The organism is Mycobacterium sp., assembly GCF_035603715.1.
In the GTDB taxonomy this organism is placed as follows: domain Bacteria; phylum Actinomycetota; class Actinomycetes; order Mycobacteriales; family Mycobacteriaceae; genus Mycobacterium.
Window position 1 is genome coordinate 1 of record NZ_DATNJW010000612.1, and the last position, 21,878, is coordinate 21,878.

The 21,878-nt window shown below is 64.8% G+C and carries 24 protein-coding genes and 1 pseudogene; 19 read left to right on the plus strand and 6 right to left on the minus strand.

The annotated features are described in order from the left end of the window. The coding region (locus tag VN856_RS24975; protein ID WP_325694328.1) for a [protein-PII] uridylyltransferase at positions 1-2,197 on the plus strand (2,197 nt) is incomplete at its 5' end. On the opposite strand, the gene VN856_RS24980 is transcribed toward VN856_RS24975, so the two are convergent. After that, a complete protein-coding gene (locus tag VN856_RS24980; RefSeq protein ID WP_325694330.1) occupies positions 2,194-2,979 on the minus strand; it encodes an alpha/beta hydrolase in 786 nt (261 codons plus the stop codon). The genes VN856_RS24975 and VN856_RS24980 overlap by 4 nt on opposite strands. A 36-nt stretch (positions 2,980-3,015) precedes the next feature. Here VN856_RS24980 and ffh point away from each other — a divergent pair, with 36 nt between their 5' ends. Both ffh and VN856_RS24990 read left to right on the plus strand, forming a co-directional pair. Further along, a complete protein-coding gene (gene ffh, locus VN856_RS24985) occupies positions 3,016-4,572 on the plus strand; it encodes a signal recognition particle protein (RefSeq protein WP_325694332.1) in 1,557 nt (518 codons plus the stop codon). Beyond that, complete coding sequence (locus VN856_RS24990) at positions 4,572-5,639, plus strand: amidohydrolase family protein (RefSeq protein WP_325694333.1); 1,068 nt, start codon at positions 4,572-4,574, stop codon at positions 5,637-5,639. Before ffh ends, VN856_RS24990 begins: the two co-directional genes overlap by 1 nt. A gap of 13 nt (positions 5,640-5,652) precedes the next feature. Here the strand turns inward: VN856_RS24990 and VN856_RS24995 are convergent, their stop codons facing one another. Beyond that, complete coding sequence (locus VN856_RS24995; protein ID WP_325694335.1) at positions 5,653-6,075, minus strand: tautomerase family protein; 423 nt, start codon at positions 6,073-6,075, stop codon at positions 5,653-5,655. Positions 6,076-6,207: 132 nt separating this feature from the next. On the opposite strand from VN856_RS24995, the gene VN856_RS25000 reads away from it, so the two are divergent. From VN856_RS25000 to VN856_RS25025, 6 genes and pseudogenes are all read left to right on the plus strand, one after another. Continuing rightward, positions 6,208-6,696, plus strand: a complete 489-nt coding sequence (locus VN856_RS25000; RefSeq protein WP_325694337.1) for an NUDIX domain-containing protein — start codon at positions 6,208-6,210, stop codon at positions 6,694-6,696. Positions 6,697-6,756: 60 nt separating this feature from the next. Then, on the plus strand, positions 6,757-7,704 hold the full coding sequence (locus tag VN856_RS25005) for a LysR family transcriptional regulator (protein WP_325694339.1): 948 nt from the start codon (positions 6,757-6,759) through the stop codon (positions 7,702-7,704). A gap of 163 nt (positions 7,705-7,867) precedes the next feature. Beyond that, a complete protein-coding gene (locus VN856_RS25010) occupies positions 7,868-9,283 on the plus strand; it encodes an MmgE/PrpD family protein (protein ID WP_325694341.1) in 1,416 nt (471 codons plus the stop codon). A gap of 38 nt (positions 9,284-9,321) precedes the next feature. Continuing rightward, positions 9,322-9,906 (plus strand): carboxymuconolactone decarboxylase family protein, encoded by a 585-nt coding sequence (locus VN856_RS25015; RefSeq protein WP_325694343.1) that lies wholly within the window; start codon positions 9,322-9,324, stop codon positions 9,904-9,906. 25 nt (positions 9,907-9,931) lie between these two features. Continuing rightward, a pseudogene (locus VN856_RS25020) lies at positions 9,932-11,759 on the plus strand (N-acyl-D-amino-acid deacylase family protein). 8 nt (positions 11,760-11,767) lie between these two features. Beyond that, positions 11,768-12,364, plus strand: a complete 597-nt coding sequence (locus VN856_RS25025) for a TetR/AcrR family transcriptional regulator (protein ID WP_325694345.1) — start codon at positions 11,768-11,770, stop codon at positions 12,362-12,364. A gap of 4 nt (positions 12,365-12,368) precedes the next feature. Here the strand turns inward: VN856_RS25025 and VN856_RS25030 are convergent, their stop codons facing one another. Beyond that, the gene (locus VN856_RS25030; RefSeq protein ID WP_325694347.1) at positions 12,369-12,767 is read right to left on the minus strand and encodes an STAS domain-containing protein; all 399 of its coding nucleotides are present in this window, start codon (positions 12,765-12,767) and stop codon (positions 12,369-12,371) included. 200 nt (positions 12,768-12,967) lie between these two features. Next, complete coding sequence (locus tag VN856_RS25035; protein ID WP_325694348.1) at positions 12,968-13,837, minus strand: D-alanyl-D-alanine carboxypeptidase family protein; 870 nt, start codon at positions 13,835-13,837, stop codon at positions 12,968-12,970. Between the two features lie 61 nt (positions 13,838-13,898). On the opposite strand from VN856_RS25035, the gene VN856_RS25040 reads away from it, so the two are divergent. The 6 genes from VN856_RS25040 (at position 13,899) to trmD (ending at position 17,693) form a co-directional block, all read left to right on the plus strand. Beyond that, positions 13,899-14,318, plus strand: coding sequence for a nuclear transport factor 2 family protein (locus VN856_RS25040; RefSeq protein WP_325694377.1), 420 nt, complete (start codon positions 13,899-13,901; stop codon positions 14,316-14,318). Positions 14,319-14,546: 228 nt separating this feature from the next. Further along, positions 14,547-15,458 carry a DUF4436 domain-containing protein gene (locus tag VN856_RS25045; protein WP_325694351.1) on the plus strand — a complete coding sequence of 304 codons (912 nt, stop codon included), beginning with the start codon at positions 14,547-14,549 and terminating at the stop codon, positions 15,456-15,458. A 223-nt stretch (positions 15,459-15,681) separates the two neighbouring features. Further along, positions 15,682-16,206: a 30S ribosomal protein S16 gene (gene rpsP / locus VN856_RS25050; RefSeq protein ID WP_325694353.1), complete on the plus strand. Its 525-nt coding sequence runs from the start codon at positions 15,682-15,684 to the stop codon at positions 16,204-16,206. Positions 16,207-16,214: 8 nt separating this feature from the next. Next, entirely contained in the window at positions 16,215-16,457 is a 243-nt protein-coding gene (locus tag VN856_RS25055; RefSeq protein WP_036354608.1) for an RNA-binding protein, read from the plus strand. 12 nt (positions 16,458-16,469) lie between these two features. Next, complete coding sequence (gene rimM / locus VN856_RS25060) at positions 16,470-16,991, plus strand: ribosome maturation factor RimM (RefSeq protein ID WP_325694362.1); 522 nt, start codon at positions 16,470-16,472, stop codon at positions 16,989-16,991. Positions 16,992-17,003: 12 nt separating this feature from the next. Continuing rightward, the gene (gene trmD, locus VN856_RS25065; RefSeq protein WP_325694364.1) at positions 17,004-17,693 is read left to right on the plus strand and encodes a tRNA (guanosine(37)-N1)-methyltransferase TrmD; all 690 of its coding nucleotides are present in this window, start codon (positions 17,004-17,006) and stop codon (positions 17,691-17,693) included. On the opposite strand, the gene VN856_RS25070 is transcribed toward trmD, so the two are convergent. Further along, on the minus strand, positions 17,690-18,571 hold the full coding sequence (locus VN856_RS25070; RefSeq protein WP_325694366.1) for a hypothetical protein: 882 nt from the start codon (positions 18,569-18,571) through the stop codon (positions 17,690-17,692). The two genes, trmD and VN856_RS25070, sit on opposite strands and share 4 nt — an antisense overlap. 253 nt (positions 18,572-18,824) lie before the next feature. Between VN856_RS25070 and rplS the strand changes: the two genes are divergently transcribed. From rplS to VN856_RS25090, 4 genes are all read left to right on the plus strand, one after another. Continuing rightward, positions 18,825-19,166: a 50S ribosomal protein L19 gene (gene rplS, locus VN856_RS25075; RefSeq protein WP_325694368.1), complete on the plus strand. Its 342-nt coding sequence runs from the start codon at positions 18,825-18,827 to the stop codon at positions 19,164-19,166. 70 nt (positions 19,167-19,236) lie between these two features. Continuing rightward, positions 19,237-20,094, plus strand: a complete 858-nt coding sequence (lepB, locus tag VN856_RS25080) for a signal peptidase I (RefSeq protein ID WP_325694370.1) — start codon at positions 19,237-19,239, stop codon at positions 20,092-20,094. 3 nt (positions 20,095-20,097) lie between these two features. Further along, positions 20,098-20,862: a ribonuclease HII gene (locus VN856_RS25085; RefSeq protein WP_325694372.1), complete on the plus strand. Its 765-nt coding sequence runs from the start codon at positions 20,098-20,100 to the stop codon at positions 20,860-20,862. Next, positions 20,862-21,167: a DUF2469 domain-containing protein gene (locus VN856_RS25090; protein ID WP_007171389.1), complete on the plus strand. Its 306-nt coding sequence runs from the start codon at positions 20,862-20,864 to the stop codon at positions 21,165-21,167. Before VN856_RS25085 ends, VN856_RS25090 begins: the two co-directional genes overlap by 1 nt. 15 nt (positions 21,168-21,182) lie before the next feature. On the opposite strand, the gene VN856_RS25095 is transcribed toward VN856_RS25090, so the two are convergent. Next, positions 21,183-21,878 (minus strand): GAF and ANTAR domain-containing protein (locus VN856_RS25095; RefSeq protein ID WP_325694376.1); only part of this gene is annotated, 696 nt, incomplete at its 5' end.

A 21,878-nucleotide genomic window follows, 5' to 3' on the forward strand; every position in this document is an offset into this window, starting at 1 on the left:
CTTGCTGTTGCTGCACGACGGCATGAACACCGACGCCGTCCGGGACGTTGCCGACTCGCTGTGGTATCCGTTGTGGGACGCCAACATTCGCCTCGATCACAGTGTTCGGACCGTCGCTCAAACACTAAAGGTCGCCGGCGCGGACGTGTCCGCCTGCCTGGCGATGCTGGATACCCGGCACATCGCCGGTGACGAAGAGCTGTCCGGTCGCCTCATCGAAGGAATCCGCCGCCAGTGGCGGGCCGGAATCCAGTCCATCTTCGGCGAAGTCGTGGACGAGACCCACTCCCGGTGGCGTCGCTGCGGTGAGATCGCGCACCGCGCCGAACCCGATATCAAAGCGGGCCGCGGCGGCCTTCGGGATATTCAACTGCTCGACGCGCTGGCCATCGCCCACCTCACCGACCGCTTGGCCGTAGGAGAAACGGACGACCCGCTGGGTTCGCTGACCGGCGCCCACCTGACCCTGCTCAATGTCCGCACCGAACTCCATCGGGTTTCGGGTCGCGGGCACGACCAGGTGCTGGCGCAGTTTGCCGACGAGATCAGCGCAGCGCTGCACATCGGCGACCGCTTCGACCTGTCGCGGGTGCTGTCCGACGTCGGACGCACGATCAGCTATCGCGTCGATGCCGGGCTGCGGACCGCGTCCAACGCGCTGCCGCGGCGCGGGATGTCGGCGATCCGGCGGCGTCCGCGCCGACCGCTGGACGAGGGCGTCATCGAGTACGCCGGTGAGATCGTCCTCGCTCGCGATGCCCGACCGCAGAGCGACCCGGCGCTGTTGCTGCGAGTCGCGGCGGCGTCGGCGGTCACCGGCCTGCCGATTGCGGTGTCGACACTGAGCCGGTTGGCCGATACCGCGCCAGAACTTCCCACACCCTGGCCGCGCGACGCGCTGGACAACCTCCTGGTCATGCTGACCGCAGGGCCGGACACCATTGCGGTCATCGAGACGCTGGACCGCACCGGGTTATGGGGTCGGCTGTTCCCGGAGTGGGGCGCGGTACGCGATCTTCCGCCGCGCGACGTCGTGCATATCTGGACCGTCGACCGTCACCTGGCCGAAACAGTCTCGCGGGCAAGGATTTTCACCACCCGGGTGGCCCGTTCCGATCTGCTGATCCTCGCAGCGCTGCTGCACGACATCGGTAAGGGACGCGACGCTGATCACTGCGTGCTGGGGGCTCAGCTGGCCACCCAGATCGGTACCCGGCTGGGTATGTGGCCGTCAGATGTCGAGATGCTGTCCAAGCTGGTGTACCACCACTTGTTATTGGCCAAGGTCGCGATCCGGCAGGACCTCAACGATCCGCAGACCATCGCCTCGGTCTGCGACGCGTTGGAAGGCGACCCGGTGCTGCTGGACGTGTTGCACGCTCTGACCGAGGCCGACTCGTTGGCCACCGGGCCGGGGGTGTGGAGCGACTGGAAGGCCTCGCTGGTCGGCGACCTGGTGCGGCGCAGTCGCATGGCGATGAACGGCCAGGCATTGCCGGAAGCCGACCCGCTCGAGCCCGAGTACATTGCGCTGGCCGCCGACCGCAAGGTGCACGTCGAGCTGCGGCCCGGTAAAGATCAGCGCCTCCACCATGCGGTGGTGATCGCCCCCGACCAGCGCGGGCTGCTGTCCAAAGCTGCCGGGGTGTTGACCCTGAATTCGCTTCGCGTGCATTCGGCGTCGATCAACATCGAGGACGGCGTCGCGATCAGCGAGTTCGTGGTGTCGCCGCACTTCGGCAGCCCGCCGGCCGCGGGCTTGCTGCGTCAGCAGCTCATCCGGGCCCTGGGTGGCCAGACCGACGTGTTGGACACCCTGGAGCAGCGGTCAGCCGATACGAAGCCCAAGCCGGTCGGCGACGCCCCGACCGCGGTTCCAGTGCACAACTCATCTGCGCCGCCGCGGATCTTGTGGTTCGAAGGCACGCCGGGGCGGCTGATCGTCGAGATCCGGGCGAACGACCGCCCCGGTCTGCTCGCGCTGCTCACCGGTGCGCTGGAGCGATCCGGGGTGGATATCGACTGGGCGAAGGTCAGCACGCGGGGGTCGATGGTCGACGACGTGTTCTGTATCGCGTTGCCCGCGCACAGCGGCGCCGCCAAGGCCGTTGGCGAACCCGGTTCAGGCACCCGATCGGCGATCGAGCATCACCTTTTGTCGGTCTTGGAAACGCACCCGGACGCGGCCGCGGTCTAACCAAGCTCGCGCGTGTGCAGCCAGGCGTCAATGCGTTGGGCGACGCCGGCCCAACCGGGCTCCTGCATCATGTTGTGTCCCATGTCGGGAAAGAATTCCGCATCGGTGTTGTATGCCTTTGCCGTGGCGCGCACCTCGGCGTTGGTGACCATGCCGTCGTCCGCGGCACCGAGGACCAGCATGGGCGTGCTGACCCGGGTGGTTCTCACCCGGCGGAACAGCGGGTCGACCAGGGACGCTCGCACCGCCTCGGGTTGGACGCGCGCGGCACACGATTCCACGATGTCGTCGGGCGTGTGGGCGCTGAACAGGTGCTCGCGGACCAGCGGCGTGGTGCCGATGAAGCCGGTCAGGTTGCCGACCGGCAGCGACCGCATGGAAATCCATGGGTGGCGGCTCCAGATGCGCGTCGCCAGCCCCAGCACGCCCTGCGGCGGCACCGATGCCACCAGGACGGCCGCTGGGGCGTCGTGGCTCTCGAGATAGCGTTGCACGACGAAGCCGCCCAGGGAATGAGCAATCAGCACCGGCTGGACACCGAGGCCGCCGGCCGTGGCACGGACGTCCTCGATGTAATCGGCGATCGAGCAGGCGTGGAATGGCTTGGCGGTGGGGCTGCCGCCGTGGCCGCGCAGGCTCAGCGCGACCGCGCGGTAACCGGCATCGGCGAAGTACTCCACAAAGTTGGCCCAGCACGACGCGGAATGCCAACCGCCGTGGACGAACAGCAGTGGCACCGGATGCGCGTCGTCGCAGGATCCCTTGTCGATCACCTCTAGCATGCGTCCATCCTCAGCCATCCGGCTAGGCTGGGCGGCGTGTTTGAATCGCTGTCCGATCGGCTCACCGGTGCCCTGCAAGGACTTCGCGGCAAAGGCCGGCTGACCGACGCCGACATCGACGCCACCACCCGCGAAATCCGGCTGGCACTGCTCGAGGCCGACGTTTCGCTTCCGGTGGTCCGTGCGTTCGTCGGTCGAGTCAAAGACCGCGCCAAGGGCGCGGAGGTGTCCGGCGCCCTCAACCCGGCCCAGCAAGTCGTCAAGATCGTCAACGAGGAACTGGTCGGCATCCTCGGCGGGCAGACCCGGCAGCTGGCATTCGCGAAGACGCCGCCGACCGTGGTGATGCTGGCCGGTCTGCAGGGCTCCGGTAAGACCACGCTGGCGGGCAAGCTGGCGCTTTGGCTCCGCGGCCAGGGCCACACACCGCTGTTGGTGGCCTGCGACTTGCAGCGACCGGGCGCGGTCGACCAGTTGCGCATCACCGGCGAGCGCGCCGGCGTCGCGGTGTTCGCGCCGCACCCCGGCACCTCGGCGGATGCCGAGGCCGATCAACAGGCCGGGCCGGCCGATCCGGTCGCGGTTGCCGCGGCTGGGCTCGCGGAGGCGCGCGCCAAGCACTTCGACGTGGTGATCGTCGACACCGCCGGGCGGTTGGGTATCGACGAGGAGATGATGGCCCAGGCTTCGGCCATCCGCGCTGCCGTCGATCCTGACGAGGTGCTGTTCGTTCTGGACGCGATGGTCGGTCAGGACGCGGTGGCCACCGCCCAGGCGTTCGGCGAGGGCGTGGGCTTCACCGGCGTGGTGCTGACCAAGCTGGACGGGGACGCCCGCGGTGGCGCCGCGCTGTCGGTTCGTGAAATTGCCGGTGTGCCAATACTTTTCGCCTCAGCTGGCGAGAAGTTAGAGGACTTCGACGTCTTCCATCCCGACCGGATGGCCAGCCGCATCCTCGGCATGGGCGATGTGCTGAGCCTGATCGAGCAGGCCGAGCAGGTCTTCGATGCGGAGCAGGCCGAGGCTGCGGCCGCCAAGATCGGATCCGGCGAGTTGACGCTGGAGGACTTCCTCGAGCAGATGCTGGCGATCCGCAAAATGGGCCCGATCGGCAATCTGCTGGGCATGCTTCCGGGCGCGGGTCAGATGAAAGATGCCCTGGCCGCCGTCGACGACAGCCAACTCGACCGGTTGCAGGCCATCATCCGCGGTATGACGCCGCAGGAGCGAGCCGACCCGAAGATCATCAACGCGTCACGCCGCTTGCGCATCGCCAACGGCTCGGGTGTGTCGGTGTCCGAGGTCAATCAACTGGTCGACCGTTTCTTCGAGGCGCGCAAGATGATGTCCTCGATGGTCAGCAGCATGGGCATACCCGGGTTGGGACGAAAGTCGGCGACCCGAAAGAACGCAAAAGGCAAGGGCAAGAAGGGCAAGAAGCGCGGGCCGACGCCGCCCAAGGTCCGCGGGCCGCTTGGCGCGGGCATGCCGGCCGGATTCCCCGACCTGTCCAACATGCCGCAGGGTCTGGACGAATTGCCGCCCGGGCTGGCCGATTTCGATTTGTCCAAGTTGAAATTCCCGGGTAAGTAGTGCCGCAACACGTTCGAGGGATCGGGCTACCCGACGAAGAACCCATCGAACTGTGGATCGTGGACGGCCGGATCAGCCGCGAACCGGTCGGCAATGCCGACACCATCTTCGACGGCGGCTGGATCATTCCGGGTCTGGTCGACGCGCACTGCCACGTCGGGCTGGGGCCCGGCGGCGCCGTCGAACTCGACGAGGCGATCGCCCAGGCCGAAACCGAGCGCGAGGCGGGCGCTCTGCTGCTGCGCGATTGCGGCTCGCCGATCGACACCCGCAGCCTCGACGATCGCGACGACCTGCCCCGCATCATTCGGGCCGGGCGGCATCTGGCCCGTCCCAAGCGCTACATCCCCGGCCTGCCGATCGATATCGAAGACGAATCGCAGCTCCCTGACGCGGTGGCCCTGCAGGCCCGGCGCGGCGACGGCTGGGTCAAGCTGGTCGGCGACTGGATCGACCGCGGCATAGGCGATTTGGCGCCGTTGTGGTCCGACGACGTGGTCAAAGCGGCGATCGATGTCGCCCACGCCCAGGGTGCGCGGGTGACCGCCCATGTCTTCGGCGAGGACGCACTGCCCGGACTGATCAGGGGTGGAATCGACTGCATCGAACACGGCACCGGGCTCACCGACGACATCATCGAGTTGATGGTCGAACATGGAACCGCCTTGGTGCCAACGCTGATCAACGTCGAGAACTTTCCCGGCATCGCCGACGCCGCCGGAAAGTATCCGACCTACGCCGCGCACATGCGCGACCTGTACGCCAACTGCTATCCCCGGTTGACCGCGGCCCGCGAGGCCGGCATACCGATCTACGCCGGCACCGATGCGGGCGGGATGATCGCCCACGGTCGGATCGGCGATGAAGTCGAGGCACTGACCCGCATCGGGATGACTCCCACCGACGCGCTCGGCGCCGCGTGCTGGGACGCCCGCGAGTGGCTCGACCGTCCGGGCTTGGACGACGGCGCTTCGGCAGACCTGTTGTGCTACTACGACGATCCGCGTTACGGCCCCGAGGTGCTGCACCGCGCGGACGTGGGCGTGCTCCGTGGGCAGCTGTTCTGAACGACCAGACCGGTTAGGGCTCGATGGAATTTGGGTCCAGTCGATCGGTCGGCACGCCATTGAGGTACGTAGCCACGCCGTTGCCCATGGAGAAGTCCGGCGGGTTGACGGTTATGAGGTTGAAGAACACATCCTCCCGCCGTACCTGAAGCTTCTCTTGTAAGTCGTCGACGACCGCCTTGTAGAACGCGGCTTTCTGCTCAGGACTCGCGACGTCGAGGAAGATCAGCTGAATGAAGATGCAGTTCTCAGACCGGTAGAGACCTAGGTAGTCGCGGTCGAAAAAGAAGTTCTCCGCCTTGTGTTCGGTGATGGTCTGGAATCGATCCTCGGGCACTCCCAGACATTCGATCATCTTGTCGTACACGACGTCTGCAATGGTGCGGCGGTATTCCGCCGACTTGCCCTCGATGAGGTCGATCCGAGCGAGCGGCATGACGGCAGTCCTTTCCAGCGCCGACGCGAGAACCGAAAATTGGACGGTCCTTCGGGTCAAAGCTTAGAGGTGAGGACCCTGTGCCCGGGTACCGGAAGTACCGGCTTCACGGTCTCTGTTAGAAACAGGGCTATGCCGATACCCGAATTCATCGTCGAACTTCGTCGGCACATCGGGCATGCGCCCTTGTGGTTGGCCGGGATCACCGCGGTGGTCATCCGCGATCAGCAGGTGCTGCTGATCCAACGGTCCGACAACCACGCATGGACGCCCGTCACCGGAATTGTCGAACCGGGGGAGAACCCGGCCGACTGTGCGGTCCGAGAAGTGTTCGAAGAGAGCGGTATCCACACGGTCGCCCGACGATTGGCCTGGGTGCACGTGACGCGTCCTATCGTCCATGTCAACGGCGACCACGCTCGGTACCTCGACCATGTATTCCGGATGGACTGGGTGGGCGGCGAGCCCTTCCCCGCGGACGACGAAAGCCTGCAGGCTCGCTGGTTCGATCTCGCCGATACGCCGGACCTGTCCGATGACATGCATCGGCGCATCGAGCTTGCGAGTGATGAGAATCTCAGTGCCCCAGCGATTTTCGATACAGTAAACGTGCTGGATTGATATGACAAGCGAAAACCGCAGTTAGGTTCTCGAGCGACCGCGGCGATCTAGACTTGGCTGATGGAATTGCGGCAGTTGCGATACTTCGTTGCTGTGGCCGATGAGCTGCACTTTGGTCGCGCCGCGCTGCGTCTGCACATCTCCGGTCCAGCTCTCTCGCAGCAAATCCAGGGATTGGAAAAGGCGCTGGGTGCTGAATTATTGATCCGAGACCGACGCAGCGTCCGGCTCACTGAGGCCGGCAGGTCGTTCTTGGACGACGCGCGCCGGATTCTCGCGCTTGCTGACGATGCCGAACAACGAGTGCGGCGCCGCGCTGCGGAAGCGAGCACGCTGCGGCTGGGCTACGTCAGCTGGTTGCCTGACAACATTCAAGCCTTGTTGGATCCCGCAGTGGCGCTGCGCCTTGACGAGTGGGTTTTACCCTCTCACACCCAAGCCGACCGGGTCGCCGACGGAAATCTGGATTTCGCGGTCGCTTGGATTACCGCAACAGACGTGAAGTCGCGCAATCTGACTGCACATCTGCTTCGTGCGGAACGACTTGAGGCGGTTTCCGCGGGAACAAACTCCGACATACCCGTGCGGGCGTCGGAAGTGCGCGTGCTGATTGACAGCGACGAATCGGCGTGGTCCTCGTGGAACCGATTCGGCATGGAATTTGCAGCGCAAGCGAACGGTCGCGTGACACGCATTGACGATGGTGGCATCACCGGGGCGGCGTTTTATGCGCACGTTCGGCGGATCAGGCGACCGGTCCTGGCTTCTCCCAAACGTCATACGGCGGCCAGCCCGCCGATATTGGGGCGTCGCCCGATCATTGATCCGGCTCCGCTGTGGACATGGTCGCTGCTGCACCGCGCTGATGACGATCGCCCGATCGTCCAACGGGTCGTTGACGCTTTGGTTGCCTTCGCTCGTAGCAGTCAGTGGACGACGCCGCCGGACGAAAGCTGGTGGACTCCGAACGACGACCCGCACCGCGCAGTTCTACTCGGCAACGCCTAGGTCCATCAACGTGCTGCGGACCACGTGACTCGGTCAGCGTCGAGCGCGAAGTTCAGCATCGCTGGGAAGTTCGACCAACCAGACTTAAGAAGTTGGTCGTGGACGCGATGGTTTCGCTGGATTTCAATGATGGCTTGATACACCTACAGGAAGTGAACTGGCCATGGCAGACGATCACGCGTCACATGCTGTCGACGAGCTGGCGGAATTCGTGGTCAGCGCCAACCAGACTGATTTGAGCGGTCGGGTGTCAGCCACCCTCAAACGAAACGTATTGGACACCATTTCTTGCGCCCTCGGCGCCCTTGACGGCGAACTGATTCCCGCCATTCGAGCGCATGCGGAACAGTTCAGCGGCCGCCCGACAGCGACATTCGTCGGCGGTGGTCGCGCCTCGGTTGACCAGGCGGCCTTCTTCAATGCGGTCCTGGTGCGCTACCCCGACCTGCTCGACACCTATCTCACTCCTGGAGGTCTCTGTCACCCAGCCGACAACTTCGGAGCAATCTTCGCTGTCGCGGAGCATGTTGGTGCCCGCGGAACAGACTTGCTGCTGGCTCTGGCGATCGCCTACGAAATTCAATGCCGTTTCAGCGCAGACGTTCCCGTTATGGCCCTCGGCTTGAACCATGCGCTGCAGCTAGCCATGTCCGTGGCTGCGGGTTCGGCCAAGCTGCTCGGGCTGGGCGTCGAGCGGACTGCCGATGCGATCGCCGCCTCCACCGTCGATAACGTGTCACTCGCCGCGGTGCACGCCGAGCCCGTGTCGACGTGGAAGGGCATCTCGCCAGCCATCACCGGGATGCGCGCGGTGTACACCACGATGCTCGTTAGTCGTGGAATCCGCGGCCCCCGTGCGCTTTTCGAGGGCCCGAACGGGCTCGAGCAGCTGTGTGGCCAACCCATCCACTTGCGCCCCCGCGACCGGTCACTGACCGCCGTCGAGCAAACCTACCTCAAGCAGTATTGCTCACTGATCCACGGCCAGGTAATCATCGACGCAACACTGGCACTTCGCGATGAGCACGCTATCACCGGGATCGATATCACCACAGTGACATTGGAGGTCTTCCGAGGGGCTTTCGATTTCGCCGGTGGCGGCCAATACGGCGACAAGTCCCATCCATGGACCAAGGAGCAGGCGGACTATAACCTGAAATATCTAGTTGCCGTCGCGCTGCTGGACGGCCAGGTGGGTCCGGAACAACTTGAGAGCAAACGTGTTCGGCGGGCCGATGTCCAGGAGCTGCTCACCCGGGTGGAGGTCGAACCCGCGCCCGACCTGACCGAGGCTTATCCCGCGCGGACGTCGGCACGGGTGCACATTGTCTGCAAAGACGGTCGGCACCTACACCGCGAACAATCGGACTTCGAAGGCTCACCCACGCGACCGATGTCGTGGGACCGTGTCGTGGAGAAGTTTCACTGGCTTGCCGAACCGTTCGCTGAACCCGCACTGCGTGGCGAAATAATCGACGCCGTCCAGCGACTCGACGAGATATCGGTGAATGAGCTTGCTGATCTTCTGGGCGCGGTCAGTCCGGAGGCACAGCGTCCGCGCACCAGGGGGCGACTGTGAGCATGCGTGACGGCCCGATCGACGCCCGAGGAGTCAGAATGCGCTTGCCGTTGCTGCCACCGGCTCAACTGGACGAAGTTCAGCGAAACCTTTACGAGGACATGCTCGATGTCATCGGGAAAAACTTCGGCGAAGTCGTGGCGCGGCGCAAAGACGGTGCCCTGATCGGCCCGTTCAACGGCTGGCTGCACTTCCCGGAGTTCGGCAAGCCCGCCTGGGCCTTCAACCGGGCGATGTGGGAGCACAGCGTGTTGCCCGCCGCGATCCACCAGCTCGTCATCCTGGTGACTGCAGCCAAATTCGGCGCCCGCTACGAGATATATGGTCACGAGTATTTCGCCCGGCGCGCCGGGCTTGCGCAGCAAAAGATCGCCACCGTTGTCGCCGGCGAACGTCCGACCGACCTTACCGACGACGAGCGCGTTGCCTATGACATGGCGGCCGCGCTGAACCGGGGCGGACCGCTGCCGGAGACGACGTACCAGGCGGTGCTCACAACCTTCGGAGACGTGGGCCTGGCCGAGATCGTTTTCCTGGTCGGATGCTTCTCGATGGTGGGCGTCACGCTCAATGCGTTCGACGCGTCGGTGCCGGGTCGCGAGGAGGGTCTCGACCCGGATTGAGAAAGATTGCGAGTACTCGCTATCTATGCTAGCTTGGCACCACCCCAACGATGCGGAGGACGATAGTGAGCTACGACGTGATCATTCGCGACGGATTGTGGTTCGACGGAACCGGCAGCACGCCGCAAACCCGCACGTTGGGCATCCGCGACGGCGTCGTGTGCACGGTGTCGTCGACTCCGCTGGACGAGACCGGCTGCCCCGAGGTCATCGACGCGAAGGGTAAGTGGGTCGTTCCGGGATTCGTCGACGTACACACGCACTACGACGCCGAGGTGCTGCTGGATCCCGGATTGCGCGAGTCGGTGCGCCACGGCGTCACCACGGTATTACTCGGCATGTGCTCGCTGTCGACCGTCTACGCCAATGCCGACGATGCCGCCGACCTGTTCAGCCGGGTCGAGGCGGTGCCGCGCAAATTCGTCCTGGGTGCATTGCGCGACAACAAGACCTGGTCGACTCCCGCGGAATACGTGGAGGCAATCGACGGCCTGCCGTTGGGCCCGAATGTCAGCTCGCTGCTTGGTCATTCGGATCTCCGAACTTCGGTGCTCGGCCTCGATCGCGCCACCACCCGCGACGTGGAGCCCACCGACGCCGAACTCGACAAGATGGCCGCGTTGCTGGACGACGCTCTCCAGGCCGGCATGCTCGGCATGTCCGGGATGGACGCTGCGATCGACAAACTCGACGGCGACCGCTTCCGCTCCCGAGCGCTGCCGTCCACCTTCGCGACGTGGCGAGAACGCCGCAAGCTGATCAAGGTGCTGCGCAAGCGGGGCCGGATTCTGCAAAGCGCGCCCAACGTGGCCAAAGCCGAATCCGGACTGCTGTTCTTCCTGGCCAGCAGCCCAATGTTCGGGCTGCGCAAAGCCGTTCGGATGAGCCTGCTGGTATCTGCCGACGCCAAGTCGATGCCGTTGGCGGTACACGTGTTCGGCCTGGGCACGCGGCTGATGAACTTTGTTCTGCGGTCGAAGGTTCGATTCCAGCACCTGCCGGTGCCGTTCGAGCTTTACTCAGACGGCATCGACCTGCCGGTCTTCGAAGAGTTCGGTGCGGGGACCGCCGCGTTACACCTGCGAGACCAGCTGGAGCGCAATGAGTTGCTGGCCGACACGGAATACCGTCGCAGGTTCCGTCGGCAGTTCGACCGCGTCAAGCTTGGACCGTCGCTATGGCACAAGGACTTTCACGAAGCAGTGATCGTCGAATGCCCGGACAAGACGCTGATCGGCAAGAGCTTCGGTGCGATTGCCAAGGAGCGAGGGCTTCACCCACTGGACGCGTTCCTCGATGTCCTGGTCGAAAACGGTGAGCGCAACGTGCGCTGGACCACCATTGTCGCCAACCATCGGCCCAAGCAGCTGAACAAGTTGGCTGCCGAACCGAGCATCCACATGGGCTTTTCCGACGCCGGTGCGCACCTGCGCAACATGGCCTTCTATAACTATTCGCTGCGGTTCCTCAAGCGCACGCTGGACGCCTACCAAGATGGACAGCCCTTCCTCACCATCGAACACGCGGTGCATCGCCTGACCGGTGAAGTGGCCGAATGGTTCGGTCTGGACGCCGGCACCTTGCGGGAAGGCGATCGCGCCGACTTCGTCGTGATCGATCCCGCCGGCCTGGACGACTCGGTGGATGCCTACCACGAGGAAAAGGTCCCGTTCTACGGCGACCTGAGCCGCATGGTCAACCGCAACGATGCGGCGGTGGTGGCGACGGGTGTCAACGGCGCAATTGTGTTCCGCAACGGCGAATTCCGCGACGGCTACGGGAAGACGGTGAAGTCCGGCCGCTACCTGCGGGCGGGCGCGCGTCGTCGACAACTCGCCGGCTCGAGCGCGTAGGTCACCCGATGGCAAGGACGCAGCAACAGCGCCGGGAAGAGACGGTGGCGCGTCTGCTCGAGGCCAGCATCGCGACGATCATCGAAGTCGGATACGCCCGGGCGTCCGCGGCGGTAATCACCAAGCGAGCTGGGGTATCCGTCGGCGCCTTGTTCCGCCACTTCGACACGATGGGTGACTTCATGGCCGCCACGGCCTACGAAGTGCTTCGGCGGCAACTGGATTCGTTCACCAAGCAGGTCGCCGCGATACCTTCTGACCGGCCGGCGATGGAGGCGGGACTGACAATCCTGCGAGACATCACCAGCAGCCCCACCAACGCCGTGCTCTACGAGCTGATGATCGCCGCGCGCACCGACGAAAAGCTCAATGCCACATTGCAAAACGTTCTCGAGCAATACACCAGCAAGATCTGCGACGCCGCGCGCGCTTTACCCGGTGCCGACAGTTTGTCGCCGGACACGTTCCCGGTTTTGGTGGCGTTGTTGACCAACACCTTTGATGGGGCAGCGATGTTGCGAGCCGTACTACCGCAGCCCGACATCGAGGATCGGCGGATCGCCCTACTGTCGTCGTTGCTGAGCGGCATCGGCCTGCCGGGCTGACCGGCTAGCCGTCGGTGAGTTTCGCGACGGCGTCGTCCAGCCTTCGGCACACGCTCATCAGCTCGTTGATACCCAGCAACGTGAGTGGACGATGGGTGGCGGGCCCATCGGCGACCACGCAGAACGGGATGGACTCGCCAAGGTTGTCGCGGGTCTTCATCAGGACGCTGATGCCGGCCGAGCCGAGGAATTCGACCTTCAACAAGTCGACGATGAGGCCCTTCGGCTTTTTGGCGAGCGCGGAATCGATGGCCTCGGTGAGCCCGGGAGCGGTCAGCATGTCCACGCTGCCGCTCACGGCAACTACCGCCAGCCCCTCGACCTCCGACTCATGGGTGCTGAAGTCGTCTTTGTCGGATTGAGGTGGCGAACCAGATTCAGCATGTTGGTTTTCGGCCATCATCGATCTCTCACTCCTTACGGACACCTGCGTCGGCTACTAACGGTGCAGACGTCGTTGACAATGGCTGGCGACTCAACCCACGGACCCCCTGTCGACGTGTGTCGACCGAAACGCCGTGGGTACTCATATTGGACTCCTGTGCAATAAAATCCCACGGCATTGGAAGACTAGCCGAAACCATGGCGGGTGTCGTCTGAGACCTACAGTGCGCCGATCGCCGACTGGGGATTGAGCGCAAAGCCCCAGTCCAGCAGGCCGCCGGCCTGATCCCAGTACGTTGGTCCGCCCGCGCGCACCAGCCCGTACATCATGGCTACCACCAGGCGGCGGCCCCCGCGAGCCGCGGCGCCGACGAATGTCTTGCGCGCGGCGTCGGTGAACCCGGTCTTACCGCCGATGGCGCCCGGGTAACGCGTCAGCAGCTCGTCGTGGTTGGCGATCGGGTGGTCCCCGTTGTCGCCGGGGAACATGGCGGACGGCTCGGCGGTGATCTGAGCGAATACCGGGTTGGCCATCGCCGCGCGAAAGATGACGGCCAGATCGTGGGCTGTCGACCAGCCCGAGCCGCCCGGCCCATCCAAACCCGACGGGGTCGACGCATGGGTGTTCACCGCGCCCAGCGATGCCGCCTTGGCGTCCATCTTGGCCACCGTGGCGCCCGGGCCACCCAGCATGTGCGCCAGCGCGTTGGCCGCGTCATTACCCGACACCAGCAGCAGGCCGTCCAGAAGTTGGCGCGTCGTGTAGGTGCGGCCGGCTTTCACGCCCACACAGTTGCATTCGACCTGGCTGTCGGCTGGGTCGGCGACGACGGTCGAATCCAGGCTCAGCTCGTCAAGGGCCACCAGCGCCAGCAACACCTTGATGGTGCTGGCCGGTGGATGACGAAGGTTCTCGTCGCGGGCGGCCAGCACTTGACCGGAATCGAGGTCCGCGACCAGCCAGGTCTGAGCCGGCCCATCGGGGATGGGCACCGAACCGACCGGCTGCACGCCGGCGTCCGCCCAAGCAGTTGCATTGGTGCCGACAAGGGAGAAGACAGCCGCGACTGCGGCGAGCAGCTTCCGCATGGCCACGCAGCTTACCGGCCCGCGCCGCCTGTGGTTGACCTCGGAGGTGTTCAATCGAGCCATGTTGAGCCATGCCGAAATCTCGGACCGGTTGGAAATCCAGCAGCTGATCGTCGATTACTCGACCGCGATCGACACGCGTCACTTCGACGGTCTGGACGCGGTATTCACCCAGGACGCCTACATCGATTACACGGCCCTCGGTGGCATCGAAGGCCGCTATCCGGAGGTGAAGGCCTGGTTGGCCGAGGTTCTGCCGAACTTTCCGATGTACGCGCACATGCTGGGCAATTTCTCGGTTCGCGTCGACGGGGACACCGCGTCGTCACGGACGATTTGTTTCAACCCGATGGTCCTCGGCGGCGAGAAGGAACAGATCATGTTCTGCGGCTTGTGGTACGACGACGAGTTCGTTCGCACCGCCGACGGATGGCGGATGACCCGCCGCGTGGAGACCAAGTGCTTCCAGAAAATCCTGTAGCAGCCGCGTTCGGAGTTAAGGCGAGCGGGCAGGCCCCAGAAATCGGGTGATTGCCAGGCAATTGATTTTCACCGCCGCTCGTATGGTGGCTATTAAGACCTTGTAAGCGCGCTGCTCTCTATGGCGTATCAAACACGCTCGTTGATAGCGTTTTGCTTCGTGCCACTCATCGGCGACTCAGCTGGAGCTGCGGAAGGTCGCCCCGGTGAGGTGAGGCCGGAGCTGCACGTGGCCGGGACCGTGGAGGTGCCGGCAACGGCGCCCGAGCAGCCGGCGCGTAAACCGAGACGACGACATCTCCTGCTCGATGTCTCCATCATCGGTGGCGTCGTCGTTGTCTACGTCCTATCGCTCCTCGGTTACCACTGGCTGGCAACCGCGCCGGGCCCGCTCCCCGAGCCGGTCTTGAACACCGCTGACGGCACGGTGGTTCTGGTGCGCTTCGAGCAGCTGCACACCGAGGCAAATCGCCTCGATGTGAAGGTGCTGGTGATGCCCGACGATTCGATGATCAACAAACGCTTCAACGTACTCAACACCGACACCTCGGTGCGGTTCTTTCCGCAGAACGACCTGGGAGACTTGCAGTACCCGGTGGGGAAGTCGCCCGCGCAGGTAGCCACCACCATCGAGGCCCACGGTGACGCGGGTGACTGGCCTTTCGACGCGTACAAAACCGACACCATCCAGGCAGATGTCCTGGTGGGGTCGGGAGAAGATCGCCGATACAAACCCGCCCGGGTCGAGGTGACCGGATCGCTGCAAGGCTGGGACATCCGCGCCACCCGGGTTGCTCGCAACAAGGGCGACCTAAATCGCCCGGACAGCGTAATCATCACCCTGCATCGGGCCAAGGGGCCGCTGGTCTTCGACCTGGGGATTTGTCTGGTCCTCATCACCCTGCCGACGCTGGCACTGTTCGTGGCTATTCAGATGCTGACCGCCCGGAGACAATTCCTGCCGCCGTTTTCCACCTGGTACGCGGCGATGCTATTCGCTGTGGTGCCGCTGCGAAACATCCTCCCCGGCAGCCCTCCGGCGGGTTCGTGGATCGACCAAGCCGTCGTGATCTGGGTGCTGATCGCGCTGGCGACAGCGTTGGTCCTGTACATCATCGCCTGGTACCGGTACTCCAGTTAGTCCAGCCCGGGTCGCGTGGGCCAGGTTCTCTACTTCCTTGCCTGTTCGGAGTGGATTTCTGACTTCAGGCCCGGCTCTGGCACAATAGGCGGCTGTCCGCCGCGCGACCCGTCGTTTGCGCGATGCTTGTTCGGCGGTCACACACGCGAGGCAAAACCGGATCCGGGCATCCCGCCCGAATCGCTGAATTGCAGCGTGACATCCGTAGGAGAATTGCTTAACCATGGCTGTAAAGATCAAGCTCACCCGGCTCGGAAAGATCCGCAATCCGCAGTACCGCATCGCAGTCGCCGATTCGCGGACGCGCCGCGAAGGCCGAGCAATCGAGGTCATCGGCCGGTACCACCCCAAGGAAGACCCGAGCCTGATCGAGGTCGACTCCGAGCGCGCCCAGTACTGGCTGTCGGTGGGGGCTCAGCCCACCGAACCCGTCCTGAAGCTGCTGAAGATCACCGGTGATTGGCAGAAGTTCAAAGGGCTGCCCGGGGCTGAGGGCCGGCTGAAGGTAGCCCCACCCAAGCCGACCAAGCTCGAGTTGTTCAACGCCGCCCTGGCTGCCGCCGATGGTGGCCCCGACACCGAGGCTTCGACGCCGAAGAAGAAGAAGGCTCCGGCGAAGAAGGCCGCCGCGGCGGACACCGCCGAGAAAGCGGACACCGCCGAGAAGGCCGACGACGCCGAGAAGCCGGCCGATGAGGCCGCGCCGGCTGCCGCCGGCGAGCAGGCCGAGCCCACGACCGAGAGCTGACCACCGCCATGAGCACCGTCGTCGTCGACGCCGTCGAACATCTGGTCCGCGGGATCGTAGACAACCCTGACGATGTACGCGTCGATCTGGTAACCAGCCGGCGTGGCCGGACCGTCGAGGTGCACGTTCACCCCGACGATCTCGGCAAGGTGATCGGTCGAGGTGGGCGCACCGCGACCGCGCTGCGCACCCTCGTTGCAGGCATCGGTGGTCGCGGCATTCGTGTCGACGTGGTGGACACCGACCAGTAGCGGAGAGCTCCCTTGGAGTTGACAGTCGGGCGCGTGGTCAAAGCGCACGGCGTCACCGGCGAACTCGTCGTCGAGGTTCGCACCGATGACCCAGAGCTTCGGTTCGCGCCCGGTGCGATATTGCGCGCCAAAGGTTCTGATCGCAGTGAGCGCAACTACACCGTTGAAACGGTCCGTGCCCACGGCAGCCGCCTGCTGGTGCGGTTATCCGGCGTCGCCGACCGTGACGCCGCCGACGCACTGCGGCGCAGCCTGTTCGTCGTCGACTCCGCGGACCTGCCGCCCATCGACGAGGCCGACACCTACTACGACCACCAGCTCGAAGGCCTTCACATGCGGACGATAGACGGTCGCGAAATCGGCGTCGTCGCTGAGGTTTTGCACACCGCGGGCGGTGAGCTCCTGGCGGTCAACCGCGAACAGGGCGGCGAGGTGCTGGTGCCGTTCGTCGGCGCGATCGTCACGTCAGTCTCGCTAGAGGACGGTGTCGTCGAGATCGACCCGCCCGAGGGACTCCTGGAACTGGAGAACTGAGGGCGCAGCGTGGTGAGAATCGACGTCGTAACGATCTTCCCGACCTACCTGGATCCGCTGCGAGAGTCATTGCCGGGCAAGGCAATAGAATCAGGGCTGGTCCAGCTGGGCGTGTACGACCTCCGTCGCTGGACGCACGACGTGCACCGCTCGGTCGATGACTCGCCCTACGGCGGCGGCCCCGGGATGGTGATGAAAGCGCCGGTATGGGGCGAGGCGCTCGACGAGATCTGCTCGCCGGAAACGCTTCTCGTTGTCCCGACGCCTGCGGGCGCACTGTTCACGCAGTCAACTGCGCAACGCTGGGGCAGCGAATCGCATCTGGTGTTCGCGTGCGGCCGTTACGAGGGAATCGATCAGCGGGTCATCGACGATGCGGCTACGCGGATGCGAGTCGAGGAGGTGTCGATCGGAGACTACGTCTTGCCGGGCGGGGAGTCGGCGGCGCTGGTCATGATCGAGGCGGTGCTGCGTCTTCTGCCGAACGTGTTGGGTAATCCTCTTTCGCACCAAGACGATTCGCATTCCGACGGTGTGCTGGAAGGCCCGTCGTACACCCGGCCGCCGAGCTGGCGCGGGCTTGAGGTCCCCGAGGTGCTGTTGTCGGGCGACCACGCTCGCGTGGAGGCATGGCGGCGGCAGACCGCGGAGCAGCGCACCCGCGAACGCCGCCCCGACCTGTGGCATCGGGATCGGGGCTAGGCGCCGATCCGCCCGGACGGAAACATCGTCTTGACGGCTGCAGTGATCGTTTCGCGCGCGGTCGCGTCGTCCGAGGACTGCAGCGACTCGATCACCATGACGTATCGCCGGTCCGTGCCGATGATGCCCGTCGACAGATGCATCCAGCTGCTGCCGTCCATGCAGCACATCCATCCCTGCTTGACGGCGACGGGTTCGGCGAAGAGCCCGTCGGGAATGCCGAACCGCTGCGGGTAGCCGTCGGCCGCGGTAGCCGTCGAGCCGGCCAGGTCGTTGAGGATGATCTCCGCGCGCTCGCCGGACAATCCACCGGACCCGCTGAGCAGCCTGTCGTAGTAATGCACCAGATCCGAGGCCGAGCTCATGGTGTCCCACCACTGCCCGTCGCTGGGCGGCGTGGTCGACGTCAACCCGTAGCGGCCGGCGACGTCGTTGATGATCGCCTCCCCGCCGCGCGCGGCCCAGAACGCCTCCGCGGCGTCGTCGTCGGAGGACCGCAGCATGCTGTCCAGCGCCTGGCGGTCTGCTGACGACAGCGGCGTGCTTGCTTCCTGTGCCAACACATCGTCGGCGATGAAGAGCTTCGCGACGGACGCGATCCCGACCAGCTGGTCGTTGCCGTTGGACAGCATCTGGCTGGTGACCCGGTCCAGGACGGCGATCGAGATGGTGGCGCCGTCTGCGACGGCAGCGTCGGTGGCCTGCGCGATCCGGGCCGGCAACCCGTCGAACGCGGCGGCAGGTGGTGACTCAGGAGCATGGACCGCGGGTTGCGGGACGTCGGGCGAGCCATACACCTTTGCGCAGCCGGTCGCCCACACCGTCAGCACTGCCGCGGTGGCGATCAGCCGCAGCAGCGGCCGGGTTCGCTTGGTCATTTCACGGTCATGTGTACCATTTGCCCACGTCACGATCGGGTCAGCCGCAGCGGCGATTCGCCGCGATTTCGCTGCGTGGGCCCGATCTGGCACAATTGACCAGTTGTCTCCAGCGGTTGTCGGCCGGACGGTCCGCTGCCGCCTACCGTGAGACACACCCAGATGCCCGAACCCATCGGCTAGGTTGCCTGCTCACTGTTCGCAGCGGTGAGCAGCAGCACGCAGCCGCGACCGCAAGGAAGTGTCTTCCGACATGAACACGCTGGACTTCGTCGACAAGACGTCGCTGCGCGACGACCTCCCGGCCTTCAACCCCGGTGACACGATCAACGTCCACGTGAAGGTCATCGAGGGCGCCAAGGAGCGTATCCAGGTGTTCAAGGGCGTCGTTCTGCGCCGCCAGGGCGGTGGGGTTCGCGAGACCTTTACCGTCCGCAAGGAGAGCTACGGCGTCGGCGTCGAGCGGACCTTCCCGGTGCACTCGCCCAACATCGACCACATCGACGTTGTGACGCGCGGCGACGTTCGTCGCGCCAAGCTCTACTACCTGCGCGAGCTGCGCGGTAAGAAAGCCAAGATCAAGGAAAAGCGCTGATTTCCGGCGCGGTCGGCGTTTCTGTGGCGGCCCTGCCGATTTGCCCGGCGATGCTGACTACGCTGAACCCGTGACTGAACCGACCGGCCCGCCTGAGGGTCAACCCAATTCCGGTCCGGCCGATCCAGAAGTCGCGACAAGCGCCCCGCCGGTAGCGGAGCCGGATTCGGCTGACCCGGACGAGCGCGCCGACAAAAGGCGCGCGGCGCTACGGGAAACGGTGATCCTGGCCGTCATCGCATTGGTGCTCTACTACGTCATGTTGACGTTCGTGGCCCGTCCCTACCTCATCCCGTCGGAATCGATGGAACCCACGCTGCATGGCTGCTCGGGCTGTGTCGGCGACCGGATCATGGTCGACAAGGTCACTTTCCGCTTCGGCTCGCCGCAGCCTGGTGACGTCATCGTGTTCAAGGGACCGCCGCCGTGGAACATCGGTTACAAATCCATCCGTTCGCACAACGCTCTGATCCGCTGGGTGCAAAACGCGTTCTCGTTCATCGGGTTTGTGCCTCCTGACGAAAACGACTTGGTCAAGCGCGTCATCGCGGTGGGCGGCCAGACCGTGCAGTGCCGCAACAACACCGGGCTGACGGTCGACGGCAAGAAGCTGACAGAGCCGTATCTCGACCCGGCGACGCTGAACGCCGATCCGGCTGTCTATCCGTGCCTGGGGCCCGAATTCGGGCCCGTCAGCGTTCCGCAGGGGCGGCTATGGGTGATGGGGGACAACCGCACTCACTCGGCGGACTCCCGCGCCCACTGCACCAGCACCCCTGGCGACGCCATCAACGGACTGCTGTGCACGGGTGATCCCATGGCCGGCACGGTGCCGGTCGGCAATGTCATCGGCAAGGCGAGATTCATTGTGTGGCCGCCCTCGCGGTGGGGTGCTGTGCGTGCGGTGAATCCTCAGCAGAATCACTAGGCCATGGCCACGACCTGGCCGCCGCGGACGGTGATCCGCAAATCGTCGGGCCTGCGCACCCTGGAGGCCGCCCTGTACCGCAGCGGTCTCGGGCCGGTGGCCGGCGTGGACGAGGTCGGTCGCGGGGCGTGCGCGGGGCCACTGGTGGTGGCCGCCTGCGCGCTGGGGCCAAGTCGATTGGAAAGCCTTGCTGCTCTTGATGATTCGAAAAAGCTCACCGAGAAGGCACGGGAGAAGCTCTATCCGCTGATTTGCCGCTACGCGCTGGCGTACCACGTGGTGTTCATCCCGTCGACCGAGGTTGACCGCCGCGGCGTGCATGTGGCCAACATCGAAGGCATGCGCCGGGCGGTGGCGGGATTGTCGATTCGCCCGGGTTACGTGCTCAGCGACGGCTTCCGCGTACCAGGGCTGCCCGTGCCGTCGCTGCCGGTTATCGGAGGCGACGCAGCGGCGGCGTGCATCGCCGCGGCCAGCGTGCTGGCCAAGGTCAGCCGGGACCGGCTGATGGTGGCGATGGAGTCCGATCATCCGGGCTACGGCTTCGCCGTGCACAAGGGCTACAGCACCCCGGGGCATTCGGCGGCGCTCAACGAGCTCGGGCCCTGCTCGGAGCATCGGCGTTCGTTCATCAACGTACGGCGGGTGGCGTCCGGATGGAGTACCGAGATAGTGGCGGAGTGCGCACCGGGTCAGCAGAATGAAAATGGGTGGGGAAAGATGGAGTCCGCCAATCAACCGCGGGACGGAGAAGGACGGCTGAGCTGATGAGTGCCGAAGATCTCGAAAAGTATGAAACCGAGATGGAGCTCTCGCTGTACCGCGAATACAAGGACATCGTGGGGCAGTTCAGCTACGTGGTGGAAACCGAGCGGCGCTTCTATCTGGCAAACAGTGTCGAGATGGTTCCACGCAACGCCGACGGCGAGGTGTACTTCGAACTACGGCTGTCCGACGCGTGGGTATGGGACATGTACCGGCCGGCCCGGTTCGTCAAGCAGGTGCGGGTTGTCACCTTCAAAGACGTCAATATCGAAGAGGTTGAGAAGCCCGAGTTGCGGTTGCCGGAATAGGCTCGTCGGTCGACGCTAACGCTGCTCACTGCGGCCGAACATCGGCTTGCCGCGGCTTTCGATGACGGTTCGCGCTACGTCGGCGAGCTTGATGTTCAGATCTTGGGAGTACCGGCGCAGGGTGTTGAACGCTTCTTGCTCGTCCACACCATGCAGCATCATCAGCATCCCGACGGCCTTGCCGATCTCACGGTTGGACAGCAGCCCGCGCCGCAAGGTGGAGACGTCCTCGCCCGACGCGACCGCGTTGATGGCCACGCTGGCGAACGATGCCAGCACGATGGCCTGGCCGGCGGATTCGGTGTCGAAGACGTTCGGCTTGTCGCTGAAGAGGTTGAGCGCACCGGTTTTCCGCTTGTCGACCAGGATGCGGAACCCCATCGCCCCACGTACGGGGGTCTCGGCAACCATTCGGGCCGCCAACTTGGACCACTCCTTCGGCGTGGTTAGGTCGGTTTCGATCTGCGGGGTTTCTTCCTCGATCGCATCGACGCAAGGCCCGTCGCCGGCCGCTCGTTCCATGTCGTCGATTTGCTGCGCGATGCTGTCGCTGGCGCCGACCGTTACGTAGCGACCGTCGCGGCGCACCAGCAAGCTGGCGTGATCGCATCCGTTGACCACCAGCGTCGCAGCAACGCAGATCGCGGCGTAAATCTGACTCGATTCCGAGCCCTGATAGATGATGTCGGCCAGCGCCGAGAAAACCGTGCC